Genomic DNA, 23,078 nt, shown 5'->3' with positions numbered 1-23,078 from the left:
CGCCTGACATACAGCAGCATCCGAAACCACTAGGATTCCGGATGCTGCTTTTGCTAGCTATTGAATTAGGCCGGGAGGTCTAACTTTTGTCCCGGATAAATGCGGTGAGGATTCTTCAACTTATTCAACTGCTGAAGCTGTTGCCAGGTGGTACCATGTTTGCGGGAAATGTCATACAGCGTATCCCCGGATTTCACAACATATACATGGTTATTTGTAACTTGTGCAGAATTTGATGTCTGCTGTGGCTTGGCTGTTTGAGACTTTGCCGGCGCCGGTTTTGCGGGTGCTGGTTTCGCAGCCGGTGTAGGAACGGGTTGCGGCTTTTCCTGCACAGGTGCAGGTGTTGCGGTTGAGGCAGACGGCGCAGCTTGTGTGGCAGGGACAGAAGTTTTACCGTCAGCCTTGGCTTCTTGAATGCGACCGTCCGCTTGTACTTGCAGGCTAGCGGAGCCGACCTTTTGCATATAACGGATTAACGCCTCATCAAGCGAGCCGAACATACCTGCTTGTGGATATTTAGCGAACATCGTATATTGGTCACCACCTACGGCAGTAAAATCATTGGTGGCCAGTGTGTATGTTGCCTCAGGATCAAGTGTTTTTCCGCCGATCAGGATGGAATGAACACGGCTGCCTTTGGCTGCTGATGTGTCTATTTTGAACGTGATACCTGATACCTGTGGGAAACCTCCGCTTGGCCCTGGATAGGAGGCTGTACCATTTTCCAGTGCGGCCTGAATGTCAGAGCCCTTCACTTTCAGGGTAACGATCTGGTTGCCGAAGGGCAGTACAGTGATGATGTCTCCCTTGGTTACCGTCCCCGTCTTGATGGAAGCCCGGATGCCGCCACCATTCGTTAAAGCCACGTCTGCTCCCGAAACGTCACGCATAGCATCGGTGAGCAAGTCACCGAGATTGGTTTCACTTGCACGTACCTTTTCGCGTGCTCCTTCCAAATCCACACTCGTTTGCGTTACAACCTCTTTAAGAATAGGTTCCTGGTCCTTTTGAATGGAGGCGATCAATGCAGCAATCTCAGCGTTGGGCTGAACATCGACTGCTTGAGTCGAATCAATCAGCTTCGCTTGCTTTTGCGTAACCTTACCGCCGTCGACCCATAAGTCCACAACACCCAAATACTTGGTGTATTCACCTGCGCTAGCGATCAATGTACCATTGTCACTGATCAAGCCCTTTTCCAGTACGGTATGGCTGTGTCCATCGATGAAAATATCAATGCCAGGCACTTCCTTAACAACCTTGAGGCTGGTGTCCTTGCTAGACGCATCCTGCCCCAGGTGACCAAGAACAACAACGACATCTACTTTGCTGCGGATTTCATCAACAGCGGCTTTAGCCTCAGCCGCAGGATCGGTGAATTGAATACCCTCAACATTTTTGGGATTCGTCTTATATGCCGTTTCTGGCGTAGTCAGACCGATAATACCGATTTTAACGCCGTCCACTTCTTTAATAACATAGGGTTTGAACAAACGTGTTCCGTCTGTTTGTTTAATATTGGCGCTGAGCACAGGGAACTGAATATCCTTACTTAGCTCCACAAGATGCTTCCAACCATAATTAAACTCGTGGTTACCCGGAACCATAGCATCATAGCGCAGCTTGTTAATCACTTTCACAATGCTCTCGCCGTTAACCAAAGTAGCGAAGGTCGTTCCATGAACGGTATCCCCGTCATCTAGCAGCAGTGTATTGGGATTGGAAGCCCGGTACTGATCAATGATACCCGCCAGCTTGGCGAATCCCATTTCCTTGTCGTTCGCGACCACGTGGGCATGGGTATCGTTCGTATGTAGGATGGTGATGTGTTTACCGCTGACTGGAGCCGTTGCCGTTCCCGCTGTTCCCACATTGGTTGCTGGGTCTGCTGCTGCTGTACCGAGACACCCAAGTAAAAGCGCGGCAGTCGTCAGGATCGACGAGAGTTTTTTCCATGAGTTCATGTTGTTCCTTCAACCTCCCATAAAATGAATGAATTAGAGAAACCGCTTACGACCACATTTTATCAGATGATTGTAAAAATAACTTCTATTTTATATCAAAGCATTAAAATTTTTTGATATATCGGTTGTTAAATCCATCGTCTAGTTACCTATATTATAGAGGAAGTAATCAACAGCAGCTCACAGAATGAGAACTAATGTTCTAATTTATGGTTAAAAAAAAGGGCAGTCTCTTTGGGCAGCCCGATCCGGGGTAAATAGTGATCCAACGTTTCGTCAGCTAGTGGCGGTTTTCCTTCACTCAGCAAAAGCACGGCAAACCGATTGGCCTGCTGTTCAAATTTTCCTGGGGAAAAGTAGGAATGCTCCTCCATAAAAAAGCGGCTGATGCCTTTATGCAGTCGGTCATGTCCCAATTCATGCGCACAGACGAACCGTTCCCATTCGGGTGTGAGGCCATTGTGGATAACGATAAATCTTCTACGCAGCTTGTGGTAATACAGCCCTTTGGTTGTGGGGCCTAGATCGCAGTATCGGATATGGATACCTAGGGCTTTCGCAATATCGAAGGGGCAGTTGGTACGGTATTTTCGGACAAGTTTGTGAATGAGTTCGTTCATACGCTCACCTGCTATCCCTGATCTTTGCCCGTTCGGGGCTCTTTGGGCTTTTTATGTTTGTTCATCTGCTTGGCTTCCCAGAACAGACCTGTCAGCACGTCTTTGATCCGTTGACGATCTTTTTCATCCAGCGGAATGCCATCGAACATTAATTCGTCGTCTTCCTCCAGCATTTTTTTAAAATCCCGGCGATCTTTGGAGGTTGCCCATTCTGGCACAGTAGAACGATAAAGTTCATGTGGACTTTGCTCCATTGAATCATCGTCTCCCCAATATCCGGCGGCCTTCATCATTTCGGTATAGGATACGCTAAGCGCGTCCGCTATTTTGCGGAGAGTGGAGGGTTTGGGGATTCCGCGCAGACCATTTTCAATGCGGGAAATTTGTGAATTGCTAATACCTGCAGCATCTGCCAACTGGTTGATGCTCCATTGTTTGTGCTCACGCTGCTGCTTTAAGTAAGTTCCGAATGCTGGCTGTTCCACAATGGGGGCTCCTTTCTGCAAGAGAATCATAGATATTAGTTTTATTATACCATTAGGTAAATAGTAAAAGCACGTAATATGCCAAAAGGCATAGGAAAATGAAGTGAATATCCTGTTTTTGGAGCTATACTGCTTTTTTTGACGATGGATACCTATCCTAAATAATGTTATGTTATACTCAAGATACGAACAAAAGGGGAACAAATTGTAAACACGAGCGTTTTTCTATTTCAGGATTTTGCAAAATTCGATTCCAGTCGCTTCGAAGTGCAAAATCCTCATTTAAAAATACATCATTGTCAAAAGGCATAAGATAAGGAGTGTTGCTTTACATGAGAAATAACTTACCCGAATTGGACCGTCGCAAAACGCAGAATGCATTGGAGGGTGTGTTTGAGAAATACCGAATTTATAAAACGATTACTTTTATGGATCGGGAGAGCTTTATTACTGCTGGCTATACGGATCGCCCGAACGGACCAACGAATGTGACAAGCGATCCAACGGCTCGGACAGCCGTATATAATGTAGATGCTCCTGCCGCCCGCTTGGCCTACTGCGAAATGGTGGATGCGGTAGTGAGTCGCTTGAATGAACGCGAACAGCTGCTCATCCGTGAACGTTATTTAAAGGATGACGATGTGTTTGATTACAAGGTTTACAATTATGTGTTAGACCCGCCAGTCAGCAAGGATACGTATACGAAGCTTCGTACGCGTGCTTTTTACAAAATGGCGCTTGCACTGGCGGACCAAGGCGTTTTGAATCTGGCAGGCTTGCAGAAGGGTGCGGATCGAAAACTGGGTTAATGTAATAATTATCCACTTGTTCTCATTTCTATTTTAAAATCGTTCCCTAAAAGGCTTTGATTTCCTGTAATAACAGGGATCAAGGCCTTTTTTCATGATGGGAACACATGTTCTCAAAAAACCTCCCAACTTCATCCCTAGTCTCTGCTTTTATCGTCCATTTCCCCGGCAACGCATTCGTTATTAGGGTGTAAGATTATATCATCGGGAATCAAGACAAGAGGACATACCGAAGACACACACAGTCAAACGTTAGCCGGCCATTAGGGCCGGTTTTTTCATGCGGTGATCGTCTCTGTCGGTTCCCGGGAATTCGTTGAATAGAAAGGAGGAGTCGTGTTGCCTAAGCAAGGGATGCTGCAATGCATGAGTACGAGGTTACGCCGGCTGAGAACACGGAAGTGGAAAAAAGCCTGGCTGAACAGCCACAACATGCGAACGCAGGGTACGCAAAGGTGGCATGCCGCAGGATGAGACAAGCCTTTAAGCAAAAGCTCATTGAAATTATTCCAGCGCTGCAAGGGCGTGTATACGATGTTCAGCCACCGTCGCAGACGGCAGAGGAGCCGTATGCTGTTATGGCGCTGGGCGAGGAAATCTGGAAGTCTTCCTGGGCCGGCTATCGGCAGGTTGTTCGCATCAAGCTGTACGCAGGACAAGCCGGACTGGCGCAGGCTGATGTATGGGCGAATGCCCTGATTGCCGGGCTGCACCGGGAACCAGTGACAGGTGCAGGTGAGGACACATCGGCTTTTACCGCGCACTATTTGGGCGTGCGAGATGCAGAAAAGCTGGACACTGTTACGGGGAAGGCCTATAGAACGCTGCGTTTTGGCGTGTATGTGCCTGAAACGGAAAGTGGTTCAGCCGCTCCAGCAAACAGTGCTACACAGCCGGAAGAGTGGCTGGCCGCGCTGGTCCGCTGGACGCAGAAGCAACTGGGCGAAACGTGGTCGGTATACGCCGACGCTTGGCCCGCACAGCCGGGACGGCACGCGGTACTGTGGCGGATGAGCGGCTGCGAAACTAGGATGGCGGGAGCCTCCATGTATGAGCTGCGCAAACGGTTCATCGGGCATATTACCGCCCCAGACACCACTGAAGAAAACCGCGCAGCTTCCGCACTGATCGAGGGCTTTGCCGCTCAAATCCAGCTTCCTCTGGATCAGGACAAGGGCCGTTATATGTCTACAGCTGAAGCTTCAGCCGATTTGCAGGCAGATGCCATTTTAGATGGTCAGCTTCGGCTGATGCTGGTACAGCGGCGTATGCGCCCAGCTGAGGAAGCGGCGTTGATTCGCAGAGTGGAAATTCATCCTATTTTGAAATGAGGTGGTCCGAGTGACCTTGGAAAACCATGAGAAGGCCCCGGTACATTCCGGGCAGGAAGCAAGTGGCCCCCGCTATACGCTGGAGGAGCTAAAGGAGCACGCAGAACAATTGTTTTCCGTGAAAGAAGAAGTGCTGGCAGGCGCCTTTTTTGGCACACAGGACAAGCTGTTTACAGTAGCAGAAGCACACACTAAAATCGAACAATTTATGAAAGCGAAGGTGGACTAATTATGGCAGGCGGAACATGGGAAAACACGAATAAACCGGTATTGCCGGGTTTGTATATGAATTTTCAGGCAGCAGCAGCTTCAGCGATTCAAGGTGGGTCGCGTGGTACGGTCGTTGTACCCGTTAAGGCGAATTGGGGCCCTGTACGTGAGTTTGTAGAGATCGGCAGTGAAACGGCAATCAGCCAAATCTTTTCGGGTGACAGTCTGGACGGTGCGACCGCGTATTCGACGCTGTATCTGGCTTTGCTGGGCGGTCCGAAAAAGCTGTTAGCCTACCGTTTGGCAGATGATACAGCTGCTGAAGCATCTGTGACGCTGAAAAGCGGCGGTGAGACCCCAGCGGATGTGCTGCGCCTGAAGGCTTTGTATACAGGTAGCCGCGGTAATGGTTTTGCTGTAACTGTACAGCCAACTTTGGGTGATGAGCAAGCACGTGAGGTGCGCCTTTATGAAGGAACCAAGCTGCTCGGTACGTACAAAGGCAGTGACGGTACGGCTGCCTCTATTGCCAAGGCCATGAACGAGAACAGCGAAAACGTATGGGTGAAGGCTGAGGTTGTCGGTGACGGCGGCATTCCGGTGGATGTCAGCGGCGTACACCTCACTGGCGGCAACAGCGGCAATAGCAAGCTGGTTAATGCCGATTACATCGCGATGCAAGAAGCACTTGAAGGACAAGAGTTTAATGTCCTGGCTCTGGATTATGCAGCTGATCTGGCATTGCTGCAAAGCTTCGCTGCCTGGATCAAGCGTGTTCGCAACGAAGGTAAAGGCGTAATCGCTGTATTCGGCGGTTCTGCGGCAGACGATGTGTCCAAAACAGCCGTCAGCGTGGCCTCTGCACGTTCCCTGGCACTGAACCATGAAGGCATCGTGAACGTCGGTACAGGCGTACGTCTGGCAGGTACGGACTACAGTTCTGCCCAAACGGCTGCTTATGTAGCCGGACTGATCGCAGGCCAACGTCTGAATCAATCGGCAACATATGCGGTTACGCCATTTGAGGATGTAACCCGCCGCTGGACACGTTCCGAGCAGGAGCAGGCTGTCCGTAATGGTGTCTTCCTGCTGTTCTTCGACGGACGTCAGGTCAAAGCGTTGCGTGGGATTAACAGCTTGGTAAACCCGTCTGCCGGACAAAACAACGCATGGAAGAAAATCCGTTCCATCCGCGTTATGGACGCTATTAACGCTGACTTGCAGCGTGCAGCCGAAGAGACATACATTGGCAAAATCAACAACACGGTGGAAGGTCGTCTGGCGCTTATCGGTGCAATCAAAGAATACCTGGCACAGCTGTCGCTGAGCAACGTCATCGAAGCAGACGGCTACGATGTCATTCTCGACCCGGCTTACTACGGCGATGCGCCAGTCATCAAACCGGAGCCGGATCAAGTGTTCCTGCAATGGAACGTGAAGCTCACCGACGTGATGGAGCAGCTGTTCGGCACATTTTACGTGCAATAAATAGGTATTTTACGTGCATAAGCATTTCGAAGGCAATCAGCAGAAATGAAGTAGCTTGTTAACAACGAGGATTTTATGAAATCCCGAACTATATTATGGATTATTTTGAGGAGGAAAAAGAAATGTTGGATGCTTCAAGAGTCATTTTAGGTACGTATGGTCAGGCATATATTGATGGGGTATGGCAGACACATATTAACAAGCTCGAAGCTAGCGTGGAAATTGATAAAAGAGAATTGAATTTGGTTGGTAACACCTGGAAAGTGCATAAAAATGGAGCCAAAAAAGGTACTGGAACGATGAGTGGTTACAAAGTAACTTCTGATATGATCCGTCGCGGTTTTGAAAAATTCGATATTATTTCCAAGCTGGACGATCCTGAATCTTTTGGACATGAACGTGTTCGTTTGATTCGCTGCATGCCAGATAAGATTCAGTTGGCTAACTGGACTGCGGGAGAAGAAGTACCAGAAGAAACGACCTTCACCTTCGAAGGCTATGAGCTACTAGATCCGATTGTAGCAAACTAAATTGGAAAATGGGGGAAGGGATGCTGCCAGGCATTCCATTCCCCAAATACAAATGAACAATAAATGAACAATAAGGGAGAATGACTTATGAGCTTGCCTGAAAATATGTCAGAAGAACAAATTTTAGATAGTCTTTTTGAAGCTGCAGACAAATTACCTGAGGAAACTGTTCGAATTCAACGCCTGGATATGCTTCTCACACTTCGTGGTTTGACGTCCAACAAAGTAGATAGTATCCGTGAACGGTGCACAATTCGTAAAACCATTAAAGGCCGTGTGGATGAAAAAGTAGATACAGAAACATTTAATGCATTGCTTATCTCTGAAGCTACGGCTGGTCTAGAGGTAAAAGGTCTGCAAATTAATGGATGGGGTGATCCGCGAATTACTAGCAGGCTTAAATTGTCCGGTGGTGAACAGGCTGTTCGCCGTATGCTTCTGGCAGGGGAACTGGATGCGGTAGGTGACAAAGTTCTGGAACTGTCCGGCTTCGGTGTGGAAATTGATGATCTAAAAAACTGATTCGCTCCGGCGGAATGACGACTGTGCTGTATCATCTGTGGATACGGCATCATCTCCGTCCCGGAGAGTTTTGGTCCTTAAACAGAGGGGAAAAAACCATGTTAATCGCTTTTGCAGAAGAGGAACTGGACGCATTGTCAAAACAAATACAGCAATAATAGATACGCAAGGAGGTGAGTAGATGGCAGGTTCAAGTAACTATAGAGTTAATATTGTTACAGATGTAGAGGATTTAATCATTACAAACCGGGAACTTAAAGCGACAAGTCGCTATATTGAGCAGATACAAAGGCTTTCTGATCGCTTAGGTCGTACCCGTTATCAGAGTTTGATTAAGCTAAATACGGAACTCAAGTATATGCATAGGCATCTAGGTAATATTTACAGCCTAGCTATTCGTCTTAGTCGGCTACGAATTAGGCCAAAAGTCTTTCTGATTGATAAGGCGACTCCAGTGCTCGAAGCGCTTATCAGAAAGCTAAAAAGTCTTAAGGATGCCTATATTGTTGCACGTGCTAAAACGGGCATTGATCAAGACGGTACAAATAAGAAGAGAGCTAAGGGCGGCAACAGGGGAAATAATTTAAATGTTTCCAATATTGTGAACAAGTCTATCAGTGTTACTGCAAATATAGAAATAAAAGATCCTAAATTTGACTTTAACTTTAATTATGATATTAAGGTAAAACCACCAAGATTGAATATTAGAGTTGCAGCTCCAAAATATGCGCCTAAGATCAATGTAAAAACAGGTCCTATTCGAGTTTCTCCAAAAATTAAGGTGATCTGTGATTGTTGCTGTGGGAAAAAAGGAAACAATAAGAAAAGTATTGCTGAGCAAGATGGACCTGATGGTAAAAGCAAAAACAAAAATAAGAACAACAAAAAAAATCCTGGAAAGAAACAAGGACTTCCTAAGCTGTGGGAAACGATAAAACGTATTTTTACCCCAAAGCCTGGCTCTAAGCCTCATAAGCCAGGAGTTCCAGGAGGACCGAATGGAAATAAGGGGACACTTGGAAAAATCTTTGATTTCGGTAAAAAAATACTTGGTGAAAATCCAGGAAATATGCTTAAAAAGATAGGCAAGGGAGCAATGAAGGGGGGCAAGAAGCTGCTTGGCCCAATTAGCATAGTATTAGATATTGTAGACATTGCTACTGCTTCGCCGGAAGAACGTCCGGCTGCTATTACATCAGCAGTTTTAGGAAGTAGTCTTACCACAGCTGGTGCAGCTATTGGTACAATGATTGCTCCGGGTATAGGTACCGTAATTGGTGGTCTTATTGGTGCAATTGCTAGTGTTATAGTAGATAGTTTAGCAGGTGAATGGTTAGCTCAAAAGTTCTCTGAAATGAGTGATTGGGCCGGAGAAAAAGCTACTTCTGCAATGGACTGGGTTGGAGAAAAAGCTATTGGTGCAAAGGATTGGATTGGCGAGAAAGCAAGTGTTGCGAAGGATTGGGTTGGAGAAAAAGCTTCCCAAGCTACAGATTGGATGAGTAATAAAGCATCTGATGTCAGTAATTGGTTTTCTAGTCAAACAGAAAGTTTGAAAAGTGACTTCTCTAATTTGTTTGGTTACTCAAATAAACCTGAAAATACACAACCTGCTGTTTCTGTAATTAAGGCCTCACAATCTTATAATCCCGCTTCGACTGTACCTGGGGCTTCATTAGCTCTGTCAAGATTTCCTTCGGTTGATCCAGGACTGCCATTACCATCTTTTATCCAGCATGCCCAAAACCGCTCCAAGGTAATTCAAGGCATGGGGCCAGGTGGTTCACAGATTCCTACGGTGAGTGGAGGAAAACCAGCTCCGCAGCTCGTGCAAATAACAGATGAACAAATGAGTAGCTTCTCCGGTTTTCTCAAAGACTTCAAGACAGAAACGAACAACCAAATCAGTGTAACATTGCCTCCGGGAGCAGTACAGGTAACAGTTCAAGAAGATTCTATTGATTTCGACACAATGGCACTTCAAGTGGGACACCGGATTGTAAATGAGGTACGACAGGCAATTATTAATAGAGGTGGAGGGGACAATAGTTCCCTTAAAAAAGGTAAAGCTGTACTAGCCTAACGTAAATCTATCATAGTAGAAAGGAGGGAGGCTATGAGTATAGACTTTTTTCTTATTAATGGTAAAAATGTATTTCAATTCCCGGTTAATCCTGAAGAGGTGAATATTTCACGACAAAAAGGATATGAGACAGTTACGATGCTTACACACGGAGAATTTGATTTTCCACAAGGAGAAAAGGTGAAAGAAATCACCTTTTCTTCTTTTTTTCCCAAGGTGTATGATGCATCTTATTGTCGTTATAAAAATATTCCGGATCCTAACGAAGCGATGAACAAGTTAAATGCAATGTTAAAAGCAGAGAAGCCGTATCAATTTATTATTACGAATACGCTAATTAATGTTCCTGTTTTTATCATTGCTCATAATACGACCTTTCGGGGAGGCGAGGCAGGAGATATATACTTTGAAATTACTTTGCGTACATGGCGTGAACCTAAAATAGTGTTGCGGAAAGGGGATTCCCCCAAAAAAGTAAACTCTAGTAACCTTCCACGTACGAATCTTAAAACCAAATCTAAGACGTATACTGTCAAAGCTGGAGATTCACTTTCTAAAATAGCAAAGCTGGAATTGGGGGACAGTTCCAAATGGAAAAGTATATATCAAATGAATACAAAGATAATAGGCAACAATCCGAATAAGATTAAAGTGGGCCAAAAGCTGGTGATGCCATGAGCTACCAAGTAATCCTTCAAGATAAATATGATCTTACCCCTCTGGTCGAAAAAATAACTTTAAAAGATGCTCTAAACCAAATTGCATATCAGGCCAGCATCCGTGTAGCTGCTTCTCAGGATATGCCGTCGATTACCCCAGGGATGCCTATTCGTGTCAGTGGAATTCCATTTGGAAAAAATGTAAAGGTACCACTTCTCCACCCTGCCGTTGTGTGGGAAGTAGAGAGCTCAAACAGCGGTACAAAACGTTTCTCTCTGGTGGTATATGACAGGACGATTTATTTGGATAAATCCGAGGATGAATATTTATTTCCCAAAGGACAAACGGCCACACAACGGTTGCGTAAATACGCGAAGGATTGGAAGTTTCAAATTCCCTCAATACCCGACACGAAAGTACAGTTAGGAAAAGGTATTTATCGTGCCCAGACTCTATATTCCATGATGCTTGCTGATTTGAAAGAGACAGCAAAATTGGGCGGTGATTTGTACCAGTTACGCATGACAAGTGCTGGATTGGAGCTATTTAAAATCGGTAGCAATCCTTCCCCCTATGTGTTAGATCGATTTATTGATCTTACGCAGTTGCGGACACTTGAGGGAGCCGTAACTAAAGTCAAAGTAATGACAGCTAATGAAAACGTAGGAAGCGGACAAGAGGTGCCGTCTAAGGTGCTGGCTGTAGCAGAAGGGGATACTAAAGCGCTAGGTACTTTGCAAAAACTGGTGGAAGATGATCAAGTGAAAGCAGCTGGCGGAGCCAGTAAGCTTGCTAAAAGCCATCTAACTGGAATCCAGGAAACTTTTACAGTTAATTTACCAGATATTAATACCATACGTGCTGGTGAAGCTGTAATATTACAAGGATTAAAGTTAATTGTTACTTCGGTCAGTCGGGATTTGGGAAACCCGGGAAATATGACTTTAGAGCTCGCTTCCTTCGATATGGTTAAAAGGAGGTATTTTCTTGAGTAAAGACCCCTATGGCGCATTTGTAAGTGTAATGCAATCGTCTATGGCGGGACACACCCGGCAAGCGCTGAGTGGAGTGGGCGCCGTACTAGGCACGATCACCTCCACGGGACTCAAGCTGGACGATTTTAAACATGAGCTTCAGGATTATCTGGTCGCCGAGCTGCCGGGGCTGCTGTCTGTACCACGTCATATGTATAAAGGCACCTCAACCGCAGTGGAATCGGAAAATTGGGAAGGCAAAGAGCTGAAAACTTCCTTTTATATTGGGGAGGACGAGCTGGAGGATGTGAATCTCAGCTTGAACGAAGGACTCAAGCCCGGAGATCGTGTACTTGCGGTTCGGGTGAATAGCGGTAACGATGTGGTGGTCGTGTGCAAGGTGGTGAGTGGACGTGGCTAATTTATTTCCCGAAACAGATGATATGATCTGGACAGACACGGATATGACCGATCCGGATGTACTGGAGGATAACCGCGCAGTATTTGGGCGAAGCTGGCGGTTTGATTTTCAAGCTGGAGAGTTTGTTATGAGCCCTAGCCGTAAAATCGTGACTACAGGCGAGAAAGAAGCCTGGGTACAGTGGTGTGAAAAAGCCATTCGCACTCCTCGCTACCGGCATGTGATCTATTCACCTGACTATGGTAGCGAGCTGGAGGAGCTGATTGGTAGCAGTTATGGGCACGGTGTGCAGGAAAGTGAAATTAAACGCATGGTCACGGAGGCGTTACTAGCAGATGCACGTACGGCTAGTGTGGATCAATTCACGTTTCGCTGGGAAGGTGAGGCGTGCCATTTTAGCTGCCAGATTACGAACGTGCGAGATGAAACAGAAATTGTGGAAAGTGTGGTGATCTAATGGCAGACTTGCCGGAATATTTGGTAGACCAGACGGAAGAGGGAATTTTAAATCGGATGCTGGAAAAAGTGCCTTCGGACATGGATAAGTCCGAGGGCTCTTTTATTTGGGATGCGCAGGCCCCAGTGGCTTTTATGCTATCCGAAGCCGCAATCTGGGCGCAGGAGCTACTGCGACGTGGCTTTGCCAGCACCGCAGCCAGCGATAATCCGGATTTTCGCTCGCCGGAGCTGGATTTGCGAACAGCAGAGCATGGGGTGACACGGCGAGAAGCGGTTGCCGCTTCAGGTATGGTCACGTTCACGGGCACAGCGGGAACGACTGTCCCGGCGGGAACGTTGGTGGCGACCCCGGCAGATGATGTATCCGGGGAAGCTTCCATTGAATATGCGACCACGGCATCGGTCACGCTGGATGAACAAGGTGCCGGGGAAGCAGCTATTCGGGCGGTTAATCCCGGGCGTAGCGGCAATGTGCCTGCGGGTGTCATCCAAGTGATGGCAACCCCGGTTAGCGGGGTGGCCTCTGTGATCAATACCGAGGAAACAAAAAGCGGCACAGACGTTGAGAGCGACCAGCTGTTGCTGGAGCGTTTTTATGCCAAGGTGCGGAACCAGGGCACAAGCGGCAACAAGGCGCAGTATACCCAGTGGGCAAATGAAATTGCCGGAGTAGGCGGTGTAGAGGTTGTTCCATTGTGGAAAGGACCTGGAACCGTAGGGTTATATGTACTGGATACGGACAAACGAGCAGCCAGCTCGGATATCGTGGCTGCGGTGCAAAAGTATATTGATCCGACGCAGGATGGGCAAGGAGAAGGGCTGGCACCAGCGGGTCCTGTGGTGACGATCATGCCAGCGACAGAAGTGGAAATTAACATCTCAGTCAAGGTACAGCGTACCAAAGAGAAGCCGTCCACATTGGATGAAATCAAAAAGCTGATTGAGAGCGGTGTGCGGACGTATTTGAAGCAGCTTGCTTTTTACAAGGAAGACCCGTTGGTACGTTACACCCGGATTTCTGCTGTGCTGCTGGACATTCCGATTATTATTGATTTCTCTGAACTGAAAATCAATGGACAGAGCAATCAGAATATTGAGATTGGATCAGGTCAGGTGGCAGTGCTGGGGACGGTGAGCGTCAGTGAGTAACAATGGAACGAACAGCTTTGAAGATTTATTGAATAACCCAGACCAGGGAAAACGTGCAAACCGTAGTGACACTTTTGTTAATCGAGTAACTATAGCGGGAGATACATTGAGCCAAATGAGCAGCGAGCGGGGACGCGAGCTGCTTTCCTATTTGCCTGCCTATTATGAAACCTCACGTGTGATGCGTTCCGATATGGATGCTAAAGGAAGCGAATTGGACGCTTTGTATCTTGCAATGGATGCAACGGTGGGACAGTTTTTCGTACGTACCGCCACTTGGGGGTTGGAACGCTGGGAAATGGAGCTGGGGATCGAAACCGACCTGGCGAAGCCATTGGACCAACGGCGTGCTGTGGTGGAATCGAAGCTGCGAGGGGCAGGAACCTTTTCCGGCCGGCTTGTCAAAAATGTAGCTGAAGCGTACGACGGAGGCACTGTAGATGTCACTTTTCGACCCGCCGAATGGGGATTTACGGTCAAATTTATCGATACCATTGGGATTCCGCCCAACGTGGAGGATCTTAAAGCAGCCATTGAGGAGATCAAGCCCGCTCATATGGCGGTGGAGTACAAATTACGCTACCTGACCATTGCTGAAGTTGAGTCTATGACCCTCTATGAAAATGAACATACAACACAGGATAGATATTTAGGAGGTGGCGCATAACATGGCAAGCGAAAAAACACCGAATCTTGGTTTAAATCAAATTGACCGCACATCGCCCAAAACCACGTATTTTGACCTAGAGAAGTATTTGGACCAAAACTGGCGCGCTGTAGACAATTTCGCAGGTGATGTGAATGATGGTGTAAATGAGATCAAGAAGCGTCTGGATACGACAGAGCGTAAGGCAGTGACTCTCGAACCCGGGGTGCAAATTGTTCATGCGGAAAAGGCATCGCCGTTTTCGCTGACGGGCCTGAGCGGACGTATGTTGGTGAATTTGTTGGGGCGCGTAGGCTCAGGTGACCAAATCGGTAGCCTTTTAGGTTGGGAAGCCGATCTTGCAGTTGATACATCTAATAAGGCGCAGGGCATGGGATCAATCAAGGTCACTGCAAAGAACGCCACCGGCGTGTATAACGTGTACAGTAGCGGGTTAAAGCTTACTGGCGGAAGATACTATATCGCCCTGGCTGATGTTAAAAACATCAATGCTTCAAACAATATTTATGTAAACTTTTCTACGGGTGGTAATAAGGCGCTCAAGCAATCCATAGATAAGAGTAAATTTGTAACAATCTATACAAAATGTGCACCGGCAAACGATACTGCGATAAACTTGGAAGTATCAGCGATTTCCACAGCAACGGGTCAAGCTTTTTATGCAGACGCGATTCGTCTCTATGAGGTTAGCGCTTCAGAATATGTTGCGCTGGATAGCATGACCGCCGAACAGGTAGCTGCCAAATATCCATATGTAGACAGCGTAATGCCTGTACGTAATCCATATGTGATACGGTACGGCGAGAACTTACTACCAACGCTTTACGAGTGGTCAGCAAAACAAGGGAGTCCCGTAATTTCGGATATGCGAAGTGTTGTAGTTACTTCTGACAATAAGCTAATACACAATGTTTCTCCAGTAGTCCCCGGCAAGACATATACCCTATCAGTTGAATCATCCGATGCTAATGGTCGGATAACCGTCACGAATAACCCAGAATCGGCTATACTTGCTGACAAAACGGGATCGGGAGTATTGAGCGTCACATTTACCGTACCTACCGGAGAAACCAGCATTAACGTTCGTTTGTTAGGAGCAGCGACGGCAGTGGTGACTATCTCTAATCCTATGCTCAACATCGGTAGCACAGCAAAACCATTCAAACCGCGCGAGGATTCCATACTGGCATTGCAAACAGACCTGTACGCCGATCCAGTTACAGAGCTGAATGCGGAAACGGTGTTCGAACGTGACGGGCAATACTTCAAGTCCAAGAAGTGGAACCGCGTTGTATTGGATGGATCGTTTACCTGGTTTTTACCAGGATCTTATGCAGGCTACAAGGTTGTGGGTACCGCTGGGCTACCTGTCACATCCGCTTGGGACGCGCTATACGTTACAAAATACGACGGTAAGAAACTAAACAAAAATTCCGGTATGACCTCAGCAGACAATGCTTATTTTAGGAACCAAGCAACTAAAGACGCTTTTGACATTTCCATATCTAGCACAGACAGCGGATGGGGCGACAACTACACGCCGACAGCAGACGATATTAAGGCGTATTTCAATGGCTGGAAAATGAAAATATCCGGTCAGGCTGCTAGTTCTACGTACGATGGTACAGGTACAAAGGCGTGGGTCGAGCAGGCATACGCTAGGCATACTCCTTCCTATGTCGGAGAAGTTAAAGACCTTAATCGAATCTCAAGCGAGGGGCCTTTAGCGTACACACTGAACGGCCTTACACCGTACCAACTCGTATATCAACTTGCTACGTCTACTGTTGAGCCTATCGCATCTGAGGGTCAACTTACGTTTAACGAGGGCGATAATCAGGTTGAAGTAGGTACGGGGATTGTGCTGCGTGAACCTGCTGACGTATATACGGAAACTGTAACTTCCTATGGCAACAGGATGAACATAAATAACGCCAGTTTTAGCGCTCGCTTGCTTAAAAATCGTACCACGCAAATGCTATCGGTGTATAAAAATGGGGCTTTAGATATGAGGTGGTCTAAAAGCAACGGCTGGGTTACAAATGCAGGCGCTTTGGCTCAACTCCTATATGCATCAGATGAAGATAGAGAATCCGCTTACAGTGTCACATACCTTATGCTTGACCGTTCGCCCCTCGTACCGTTCACAGGCACATACGCAGTCAACGAGAAGACGATTTTGATTGACTTAGTGGAGAGCGTGCAGCAAGCCAACTCACGGGTGTCAGTGCTGGAGAATAAGAAAGCGGACAAGGATAACCCATCGTGGCTTATGCCGACTTTGCTTAATGGATGGGCAGGTGAGGTTCAATATTTGCGTTTGTCGGAAGGTCTGGTGTTGTTTAGAGGTGGTATTCGAGACGGAGCGACCCCGCCAGGCACGCACCTTTTTACTCTGTCCGCAGGCTATCGGCCCAAAAAAGACATGGAGATACGGGTGAGAACAAGTGACGGTTCAAACGACGCGCTTAACTCTACAATTATTATTAAGGCATCAGGCGTGGTAGTTACGCAAAACGCTTGGTTCAATAGGGGGGCTTGGTTTGACGGTATATCTTTTTTAGCAGAACAATAAGGAGGTAAGCACATGAAAACAGTTCCTAAAGTAAATACAGACGGCCTCTATCTGGAGGACGAGTTGGTGGACGATGCCTTTTTGGGTGTCGTCCCTTTTTATACTCCATCTTCGCCTACGCTATCTGATACAAATCAGCAGCCAGACACTTATCAGCTTACTGACAGTAGCCCTAGTATCATAGATGCAACCAATTCAGAAAGAATCCTTACTGGTTATACAGTAGGAATTCCAGTATCACCTGGTCTATACCATCCTCGTTTTGATATCCAAGGATGGCTGACCTATGAAGCGGAATATAATCAAAAGCTGTTAGAAGCACAAAACGCATACGAGCAACTTAGCAAGGAGGCTCAGGCAACGTTTCAGAAGCTGCATGATGAATGGCAAAACAAGCCTGAAAACGAACGTGGGGATGAACCTGTGTATTTTGCTCAGACATTCATGGCTCCAGAACGAAGAGACCCAACGACATTCTGGAGTGAAGGATTGAGTGAGGAAGCAATTAAGGAACTGACACAAAAAGCAGAGCAACAGCCAAGTGAGACAGATCAATTGAAGCAGCGTATTGCAGATCTCGAAGTGACGCTGACCCAGCTTATGCTTGGAAATACACAAAAATAAACGAGGTGAAGTCATAACTATGACCGCTTTATCAGAGGCTCAATTGCGTATTTGTGCTCATGCTTGCATCACCCGCTATGAGCGAGGAGAGGGCGATATAGCAACGATCATGGGAAGCTACGCTTTAAATGAAGAACAACGTGAACAAGTAATGAAGATTATTTTATCCAAGCGTTCTGATCTAATAGCGGGCAACGTAGAAAATTCGTCATCAACCGATGCTCCGAATGAACAGGAAGAAACGGTTAAATGGTATAATTCTATTTTCCGTAAGAAAACAGTATAGGGAACAAAATGAAAATTGTTGTTTTCATGCCCTTGGATCAGTCCAAGGGCATTCATTTTACACCTAGGTTCAAAAGGGGGAACAAACATGCATGAAAAGATCGATCAGATTTGGCTTGGGCTTTCCACGGGGACCTTGATCGGTTATTTTTTTGGGGGGTGGACCACAATGTTGACGTTGCTGTGGTGGATGGTCGTGATCGACTTTTTCACCGGATGGGCAGCGGCCTGGATTAATGGGGAGCTCAAAAGCCGCCAGGGGTATTACGGTATTTTTCGCAAGGTTACCGTGTTTTTGCTCATTACGGTAGCTCATCTAATCGACGGTATTCTCGGGGATGCACATTACTTCCGGGATGCCGTCGTTTTCTTTTATTTAGCGAACGAGCTGTTGTCCATTATTGAAAATGTGGGCAGAATGGGAGTGCCGATGCCGGATATTTTGCGGAATGCGGTAGCTATTTTTGAGTCCAAGTCGAGTGGAGAAAAAATAAAGCCAACCGACCCTTCCGACAAAGAAAATAAAGCTTCATAAAGTGCCACCGATGGCCACTACAAAATAGGCAGACTACCTTTTTGCCCTTTTTTCGGTGTAAAAGTGGAAAAGCCCAGACCGTATGGATGGTCCAAGCATATGGATAACAGAGACAAAGTGAGCTACAACATTATGAATGATAAGGAGGGAACGCCTTATGCAGAATCGCAGCCCTAACGCTGCCGAAGGCATTGACGTGTCCCGATATCAGGGAACAATTGATTGGAAGCGTGTACGAGCCGATGGTAAATCGTTTGCATTTATTAAAGCGAGTCAAGGACAGCGTTACGTCGATCCGACATTTATCACGAATGCAAAAGGGATCAAGGCAGCCGGGATTCTGCTGGGAGCTTACCATTTTGTAGATGCAACCACTGTAAATGCAGCAAAAGCGGAAGCCAGGCATTTCGCCGAGGTGCTGGATCAGGTGGGTGGTGCGAAAGCGCTGGACTTGCCAGCGGTAATGGATTACGAAAATAATCCGGGAGGGCTTAGCTCGGCCGTGATTCATGAGGTTGCGTTGGCATTTTTAACAGAATTTGAACGGGTAAGCGGCCGTAAGCCGATGGTATATACAGGGAATGCTTTTGCCGCCCATTTCAAAGCGCCATTGGGTAGTTATAAGCTGTGGATTGCACGTTATAGTACACGGGTGCCCGGCGACACCACAGCATGGAAGAACTGGGACTTTTGGCAATACAGCGATAGTGGACGGGTTGATGGAATTCAAGGGCCGGTTGACCTGAATGTATACGCCGGAACAGAGGCCGAGCTACGCCAAGCATTTGCAGGAGAAGAGGGGGATGAGCCAATGACAGCAGAGGAAAAAGCGGCATTTAAGGCCCTGCAGCAGCAGATCGCCGCTCTTGAAAACAGCAAAGATGTGCTCAAGCAGACGTTGAATGAACAAAGCGCTTATATTAAAAAGGTGGATCAGCGGGTAGCTGAACTGGAGACGCGTCAGGCTATGCCTGTACCGACCTGGGCGAAGGAAGCGATGGCTGCCGCTGTTGCATTTAATCCGGCAAGCCCGATTGTGGATGCGAAACTGCCAAGCAGTTACGATTTTTATCGCTTACTGGTCGTACTGAACCGTCTGGATGTGTTTAAAAAAAATAAATGACCTTTTGCAAATCATATGCCCGGAAGGGATTATTTTCATGTGAACCAAGCCATACACCTGAAACGTAAATTGACAGGCGGTTCAAAGGCAACCGCCTGCACTTATTGTAAAGTAATGTTCTTCATGATTTCTACATTAAGCTGAACTCGAACGCTTTAAAAGTTGAATCATTGGGTGAAAATGCAGCATGTCTACCAGCCGGATCGAGCTGTAAAGGCCCCTGTATGTTTGTTTATTTCAGAACATACCTGGGAATTAGGATATAAAGGATGGGAATTGTATTGTAAGGGGGAAATGTTCACGCATAAAGTGCCTGGCGATCATTTCTCTATCGTAAAAGGAGCCCAAGCCGTATCTGTAGGTTTGGTGCTGAATACATTTTTGAGGTAAGATCATGCTCCTGCTTGGAGGTTGAAGACCCTAAGCAGGAGTATTTATTTGATATGATTGTATAAATTGGTTTGTAATATTAATTGACATGATGTATAAAAACATATGGTAATGTATGAAAAACCCCCTTGTCTGCTTCCAGATTTTATAGTAAAGTATCCAATAATCAACTTTGTTTGAGCATAGTATTCACTGTTTGTGAGTATATATCACACTTTCACCACGACCTGACATACTCCTCTTTCTATTTATTACATCACATCTATTCATTACCCTACAGCATCTCTTACACCACTAGATTATGAACACTTCTGTCCTACTACACCTATTTGATGAACTCGGAATTTGGGACCACAGCTTGAGGACAAGCTTGTCATGTCAATCTAAAGGAATTGGCATTCATCCGGTATCAACGAATTAACAATATATAAGGTGTGAAAGGGGTTTGCTGCATGAGCAAAAAGTATGCAAAACACAAAATCTGGACCGTTCTGCTGGTGCTTGCGCTAGGAGCTGTTTTGGCGCTTTCCGGTTGTGGGGGATCAGGTGAAGGAGCAAAGCCAGAGGCAGGGAAAACACCAAGCGGAGCAGGAGAGGGCGTGCAGGACACGCTCATTTATGGACGCGGCGGAGATTCCGTGGCGCTAGATCCTGCCATTGTGACTGAAAGCGAGTCGCTAAAAATCGGATTGCAAGTGTTCGACACACTGCTGGAATATAAGGAAAATACAACGGAGATCCAACCGGGGCTTGCAGAGAGCTGGGAAGTATCACCGGATGGACTGGTCTATACGTTCAAGCTGCGTCAGGGTGTGAAATTCCATGACGGAAGTGACTTTAACGCAGAAGCGGTTGTGTTTAACTTTGACCGCTGGGCTGATCCGAAAAGTCCATACAAATTTGAAGGTGACTCGTTTGACTATTATGATTCTATGTTCGGTCCTGAAGGAAGTAGGGTGATTAAGGAGGTTAAAGCGGTAGATGCGAACAGCGTCCAGTTTACACTAAACAAGCCGCAGGCGCCGTTTTTACAAAATATCGCTATGCCATCCTTTAGTATTTCAAGTCCCAAGGCTATTCAGGAGAAAAAGGCTGATTTCAAGAGTAATCCGGTCGGCACGGGGCCTTTTGTATTTAAGGAATGGAAACGGAACGATACCATCACGCTGGAGAAGAATCCAAACTATTGGAAAGAGGGGCAGCCGAAGCTGGCTAAGATCATTGTTCGTTCCATACCCGACAATACCGCACGATTTAATGCTCTGCAAAACGGGGAAATTGACCTGATGGAGGATTTGAACCCGGATGATGCAAAGCAGTTAGACGGCAATAGCGAATTGGTGAAAATTGAACGTCCCTCCTTTAATGTGGCGTACATTGGCTTTAATTTAAAGAAAAAAACATTCAATAATCCCAAGGTGCGGCAGGCACTGAATCACGCAGTGAACAAGCAGGCTATTATTGATGCATTGTTTGCAGGGCAGGCTAAGCCTGCGGTCAATCCGATGCCACCTACGTTATGGGGGTACAACGATAGTATTCAGGACTACGCCTATGATCTGGATAAGGCTAAATCTTTGCTAGCGGAAGCGGGCTTTCCTAACGGGCTTCCCGAGCCGTTAACCTTCTATGCAATGCCCGTATCTCGTCCTTATATGCCTGACGGCAAAAAGGTGGCTGAGGCCATTCAAGCCGATTTTGAAAAAATAGGCGTCAAAGTAAACATCCAATCCCCGGAATGGGCTACGTATCTGGATGATGTTAAGGCGGGGGAAAAGGATGATCTGTATATGCTGGGATGGAACGGGGACAATGGTGACCCGGATAATTTTCTTTATACATTGCTGGACAAGGATACGATTCCAGGCAATAACCGTAGTTTTTATGTGAATGAGGAACTCCACAAAATATTGGTGAAGGCGCAGGTTGAGGTCGATCAGGACAAGCGTGCGGAACTGTATAAACAAGCACAAGTGATTATTAAACAGGATGCCCCGTGGATTCCATTGGTTCATAGCACCCCGCTGATGGCAGGTAAAGCGAACCTCAAGGGTTTTGTACCTTCTCCGGCAGGTATGGAAGCGTACGGAAATATTTATTTTGAATAGCCCAAACGCAAGTAGGCGGTGAATCTGATATGAATTCATATATTGTGAAAAGACTGGCTATATTGATTCCTGTATTACTGGGCATGACGCTCATCGTTTTTTCCATTATTCATGCCATTCCGGGAGATCCCGCGGAAACCATACTGGGAGATAAGGCTACGGAACAGTCCAAGCAGGCGCTACGTGAGCAATTGGGGCTGAATAAGCCGTGGTTACAGCAATATGGGACCTATTTAGGTGAGCTGGCACAAGGGGACTTGGGCGATTCCATTCGCACCAAGCAGCCGATTGCCCGGGAAATGGTCCCTTATCTGGCGGCTACGCTGGAGTTGACAGTAGCAAGCATGTTTTTTGCCGTAGTAGTCGGAATGAACGCCGGCATCGTGAGTGCCTGGAAGCGAAATTCCTGGTTTGACTATGTCAGTATGGTCATTGCCCTGGTCGGAGTATCGATGCCGATTTTTTGGCTGGGCTTGATGGAGCAGTGGATCTTTGCAAATAAACTGCATTGGCTTCCTTCCATCGGACGCATGAATTCCCGTGATCCAGTGGAAGCTGTGACACATTTAGCCGTGATTGATGCGTTCATAGGTGGACGTATGGATCAGGTGTGGACCGTCATCAAGCATTTGATCCTGCCCAGTATCGCACTTGGAACGATTCCAATGGCGGTCATTGCGCGCATTACCCGTTCCAGCATGCTGGAGGTTATGGATGCGGACTATATCCGTACAGCTCGGGCGAAGGGGCTGGCATCTTTTCAAGTCGTATACAAACATGCGCTTAAAAATGCTGCGATCCCCGTACTTACTGTCATCGGTCTTCAGACTGGCTCACTACTGGGAGGCGCGGTACTGACAGAAACCATTTTTGCCTGGCCTGGCATCGGACGGTACATTTTTGAAGCGATCAGCTCGCGTGACTATCCGGTTATTCAAAGCGGAATTCTGATCATAGCGTTCCTGTTCGTCATCATTAATCTGATTGTCGATTTGCTGTACGCGGTGCTCGACCGGCGTATCCGTTATCAGTAATCAAGTCGCCAATTGTTCAAGGGGGAGCT

At 46.8% G+C, this 23,078-nt stretch carries 23 protein-coding genes; 20 read left to right on the top strand and 3 right to left on the bottom strand.

What is annotated here, in order from left to right; translation table 11 throughout:
* Nucleotides 1-65: 65 nt before the first annotated feature.
* The 3 genes from G9G54_RS05455 to G9G54_RS05445 form a co-directional block, all read right to left on the bottom strand.
* Nucleotides 66-1,967, bottom strand: coding sequence for a 5'-nucleotidase C-terminal domain-containing protein (locus G9G54_RS05455; RefSeq protein ID WP_165176509.1), 1,902 nt, complete (start codon nt 1,965-1,967; stop codon nt 66-68).
* A gap of 194 nt (nt 1,968-2,161) precedes the next feature.
* Nucleotides 2,162-2,587: an ImmA/IrrE family metallo-endopeptidase gene (locus tag G9G54_RS05450; RefSeq protein WP_165176508.1), complete on the bottom strand. Its 426-nt coding sequence runs from the start codon at nt 2,585-2,587 to the stop codon at nt 2,162-2,164.
* Between the two features lie 11 nt (nt 2,588-2,598).
* Nucleotides 2,599-3,072, bottom strand: a complete 474-nt coding sequence (locus G9G54_RS05445; protein ID WP_165176506.1) for a helix-turn-helix domain-containing protein — start codon at nt 3,070-3,072, stop codon at nt 2,599-2,601.
* 332 nt (nt 3,073-3,404) lie between these two features.
* On the opposite strand from G9G54_RS05445, the gene G9G54_RS05440 reads away from it, so the two are divergent.
* From G9G54_RS05440 to G9G54_RS05345, 20 genes are all read left to right on the top strand, one after another.
* Nucleotides 3,405-3,881, top strand: coding sequence for an ArpU family phage packaging/lysis transcriptional regulator (locus tag G9G54_RS05440; RefSeq protein ID WP_013309118.1), 477 nt, complete (start codon nt 3,405-3,407; stop codon nt 3,879-3,881).
* Between the two features lie 362 nt (nt 3,882-4,243).
* Nucleotides 4,244-5,212, top strand: a complete 969-nt coding sequence (locus G9G54_RS05435) for a hypothetical protein (RefSeq protein ID WP_165176504.1) — start codon at nt 4,244-4,246, stop codon at nt 5,210-5,212.
* A gap of 10 nt (nt 5,213-5,222) precedes the next feature.
* Nucleotides 5,223-5,441, top strand: coding sequence for a hypothetical protein (locus tag G9G54_RS05430; RefSeq protein ID WP_028543149.1), 219 nt, complete (start codon nt 5,223-5,225; stop codon nt 5,439-5,441).
* A 2-nt stretch (nt 5,442-5,443) separates the two neighbouring features.
* The gene (locus G9G54_RS05425; RefSeq protein WP_134903949.1) at nt 5,444-6,910 is read left to right on the top strand and encodes a phage tail sheath family protein; all 1,467 of its coding nucleotides are present in this window, start codon (nt 5,444-5,446) and stop codon (nt 6,908-6,910) included.
* A 122-nt stretch (nt 6,911-7,032) separates the two neighbouring features.
* Nucleotides 7,033-7,440, top strand: coding sequence for a phage tail tube protein (locus G9G54_RS05420; RefSeq protein WP_025720555.1), 408 nt, complete (start codon nt 7,033-7,035; stop codon nt 7,438-7,440).
* 87 nt (nt 7,441-7,527) lie between these two features.
* Nucleotides 7,528-7,962 (top strand): phage tail assembly chaperone, encoded by a 435-nt coding sequence (locus G9G54_RS05415; protein ID WP_025678604.1) that lies wholly within the window; start codon nt 7,528-7,530, stop codon nt 7,960-7,962.
* A 181-nt stretch (nt 7,963-8,143) separates the two neighbouring features.
* The gene (locus G9G54_RS05410) at nt 8,144-10,045 is read left to right on the top strand and encodes a hypothetical protein (RefSeq protein WP_165176503.1); all 1,902 of its coding nucleotides are present in this window, start codon (nt 8,144-8,146) and stop codon (nt 10,043-10,045) included.
* A 39-nt stretch (nt 10,046-10,084) separates the two neighbouring features.
* A complete protein-coding gene (locus G9G54_RS05405) occupies nt 10,085-10,723 on the top strand; it encodes a LysM peptidoglycan-binding domain-containing protein (RefSeq protein ID WP_165176755.1) in 639 nt (212 codons plus the stop codon).
* Nucleotides 10,720-11,700, top strand: a complete 981-nt coding sequence (locus G9G54_RS05400; RefSeq protein ID WP_165176501.1) for an XkdQ/YqbQ family protein — start codon at nt 10,720-10,722, stop codon at nt 11,698-11,700. Before G9G54_RS05405 ends, G9G54_RS05400 begins: the two co-directional genes overlap by 4 nt.
* Nucleotides 11,693-12,100: a hypothetical protein gene (locus tag G9G54_RS05395; RefSeq protein WP_165176500.1), complete on the top strand. Its 408-nt coding sequence runs from the start codon at nt 11,693-11,695 to the stop codon at nt 12,098-12,100. The genes G9G54_RS05400 and G9G54_RS05395 overlap by 8 nt, the downstream gene beginning before the upstream one ends.
* Nucleotides 12,093-12,557 carry a DUF2634 domain-containing protein gene (locus G9G54_RS05390; protein WP_165176498.1) on the top strand — a complete coding sequence of 155 codons (465 nt, stop codon included), beginning with the start codon at nt 12,093-12,095 and terminating at the stop codon, nt 12,555-12,557. Before G9G54_RS05395 ends, G9G54_RS05390 begins: the two co-directional genes overlap by 8 nt.
* A complete protein-coding gene (locus G9G54_RS05385) occupies nt 12,557-13,708 on the top strand; it encodes a baseplate J/gp47 family protein (protein WP_165176497.1) in 1,152 nt (383 codons plus the stop codon). Before G9G54_RS05390 ends, G9G54_RS05385 begins: the two co-directional genes overlap by 1 nt.
* Nucleotides 13,701-14,375 carry a YmfQ family protein gene (locus tag G9G54_RS05380; protein WP_165176495.1) on the top strand — a complete coding sequence of 225 codons (675 nt, stop codon included), beginning with the start codon at nt 13,701-13,703 and terminating at the stop codon, nt 14,373-14,375. The genes G9G54_RS05385 and G9G54_RS05380 overlap by 8 nt, the downstream gene beginning before the upstream one ends.
* A gap of 1 nt (nt 14,376) precedes the next feature.
* Nucleotides 14,377-16,950 (top strand): hypothetical protein, encoded by a 2,574-nt coding sequence (locus G9G54_RS05375; protein WP_165176494.1) that lies wholly within the window; start codon nt 14,377-14,379, stop codon nt 16,948-16,950.
* A gap of 12 nt (nt 16,951-16,962) precedes the next feature.
* Nucleotides 16,963-17,574 (top strand): hypothetical protein, encoded by a 612-nt coding sequence (locus G9G54_RS05370; protein WP_165176492.1) that lies wholly within the window; start codon nt 16,963-16,965, stop codon nt 17,572-17,574.
* A gap of 19 nt (nt 17,575-17,593) precedes the next feature.
* The gene (locus G9G54_RS05365) at nt 17,594-17,860 is read left to right on the top strand and encodes a hypothetical protein (protein ID WP_165176490.1); all 267 of its coding nucleotides are present in this window, start codon (nt 17,594-17,596) and stop codon (nt 17,858-17,860) included.
* Between the two features lie 87 nt (nt 17,861-17,947).
* Nucleotides 17,948-18,394 carry a phage holin family protein gene (locus tag G9G54_RS05360; RefSeq protein WP_023987387.1) on the top strand — a complete coding sequence of 149 codons (447 nt, stop codon included), beginning with the start codon at nt 17,948-17,950 and terminating at the stop codon, nt 18,392-18,394.
* A 157-nt stretch (nt 18,395-18,551) separates the two neighbouring features.
* Nucleotides 18,552-19,517, top strand: a complete 966-nt coding sequence (locus G9G54_RS05355; RefSeq protein ID WP_165176488.1) for a glycoside hydrolase family 25 protein — start codon at nt 18,552-18,554, stop codon at nt 19,515-19,517.
* Between the two features lie 842 nt (nt 19,518-20,359).
* Nucleotides 20,360-22,015, top strand: a complete 1,656-nt coding sequence (locus tag G9G54_RS05350) for an ABC transporter substrate-binding protein (protein ID WP_165176487.1) — start codon at nt 20,360-20,362, stop codon at nt 22,013-22,015.
* A 29-nt stretch (nt 22,016-22,044) separates the two neighbouring features.
* Nucleotides 22,045-23,049: an ABC transporter permease gene (locus tag G9G54_RS05345; RefSeq protein ID WP_069291317.1), complete on the top strand. Its 1,005-nt coding sequence runs from the start codon at nt 22,045-22,047 to the stop codon at nt 23,047-23,049.
* Nucleotides 23,050-23,078 lie beyond the last annotated feature (29 nt).

It is taken from the genome of Paenibacillus sp. EKM212P, from assembly GCF_011066115.1.
GTDB lineage: Bacteria > Bacillota > Bacilli > Paenibacillales > Paenibacillaceae > Paenibacillus > Paenibacillus polymyxa_B.
This window is presented reverse-complemented; position numbering and strand designations above follow the sequence as displayed.

What these genes read in the sequence shown, in the direction of transcription:
- G9G54_RS05455 (WP_165176509.1), bottom strand. Translation starts at nt 1,967, where the DNA reads ATGAACTCATGGAAAAAACTCTCGTCGATCCTGACGACTGCCGCGCTT.
- G9G54_RS05450 (WP_165176508.1), bottom strand. Translation starts at nt 2,587, where the DNA reads ATGAACGAACTCATTCACAAACTTGTCCGAAAATACCGTACCAACTGC.
- G9G54_RS05440 (WP_013309118.1), top strand. Translation starts at nt 3,405, where the DNA reads ATGAGAAATAACTTACCCGAATTGGACCGTCGCAAAACGCAGAATGCA.
- G9G54_RS05435 (WP_165176504.1), top strand. Translation starts at nt 4,244, where the DNA reads ATGCATGAGTACGAGGTTACGCCGGCTGAGAACACGGAAGTGGAAAAA.
- G9G54_RS05425 (WP_134903949.1), top strand. Translation starts at nt 5,444, where the DNA reads ATGGCAGGCGGAACATGGGAAAACACGAATAAACCGGTATTGCCGGGT.
- G9G54_RS05420 (WP_025720555.1), top strand. Translation starts at nt 7,033, where the DNA reads ATGTTGGATGCTTCAAGAGTCATTTTAGGTACGTATGGTCAGGCATAT.
- G9G54_RS05415 (WP_025678604.1), top strand. Translation starts at nt 7,528, where the DNA reads ATGAGCTTGCCTGAAAATATGTCAGAAGAACAAATTTTAGATAGTCTT.
- G9G54_RS05410 (WP_165176503.1), top strand. Translation starts at nt 8,144, where the DNA reads ATGGCAGGTTCAAGTAACTATAGAGTTAATATTGTTACAGATGTAGAG.
- G9G54_RS05400 (WP_165176501.1), top strand. Translation starts at nt 10,720, where the DNA reads ATGAGCTACCAAGTAATCCTTCAAGATAAATATGATCTTACCCCTCTG.
- G9G54_RS05385 (WP_165176497.1), top strand. Translation starts at nt 12,557, where the DNA reads ATGGCAGACTTGCCGGAATATTTGGTAGACCAGACGGAAGAGGGAATT.
- G9G54_RS05375 (WP_165176494.1), top strand. Translation starts at nt 14,377, where the DNA reads ATGGCAAGCGAAAAAACACCGAATCTTGGTTTAAATCAAATTGACCGC.
- G9G54_RS05370 (WP_165176492.1), top strand. Translation starts at nt 16,963, where the DNA reads ATGAAAACAGTTCCTAAAGTAAATACAGACGGCCTCTATCTGGAGGAC.
- G9G54_RS05365 (WP_165176490.1), top strand. Translation starts at nt 17,594, where the DNA reads ATGACCGCTTTATCAGAGGCTCAATTGCGTATTTGTGCTCATGCTTGC.
- G9G54_RS05360 (WP_023987387.1), top strand. Translation starts at nt 17,948, where the DNA reads ATGCATGAAAAGATCGATCAGATTTGGCTTGGGCTTTCCACGGGGACC.
- G9G54_RS05355 (WP_165176488.1), top strand. Translation starts at nt 18,552, where the DNA reads ATGCAGAATCGCAGCCCTAACGCTGCCGAAGGCATTGACGTGTCCCGA.
- G9G54_RS05350 (WP_165176487.1), top strand. Translation starts at nt 20,360, where the DNA reads ATGAGCAAAAAGTATGCAAAACACAAAATCTGGACCGTTCTGCTGGTG.
- G9G54_RS05345 (WP_069291317.1), top strand. Translation starts at nt 22,045, where the DNA reads ATGAATTCATATATTGTGAAAAGACTGGCTATATTGATTCCTGTATTA.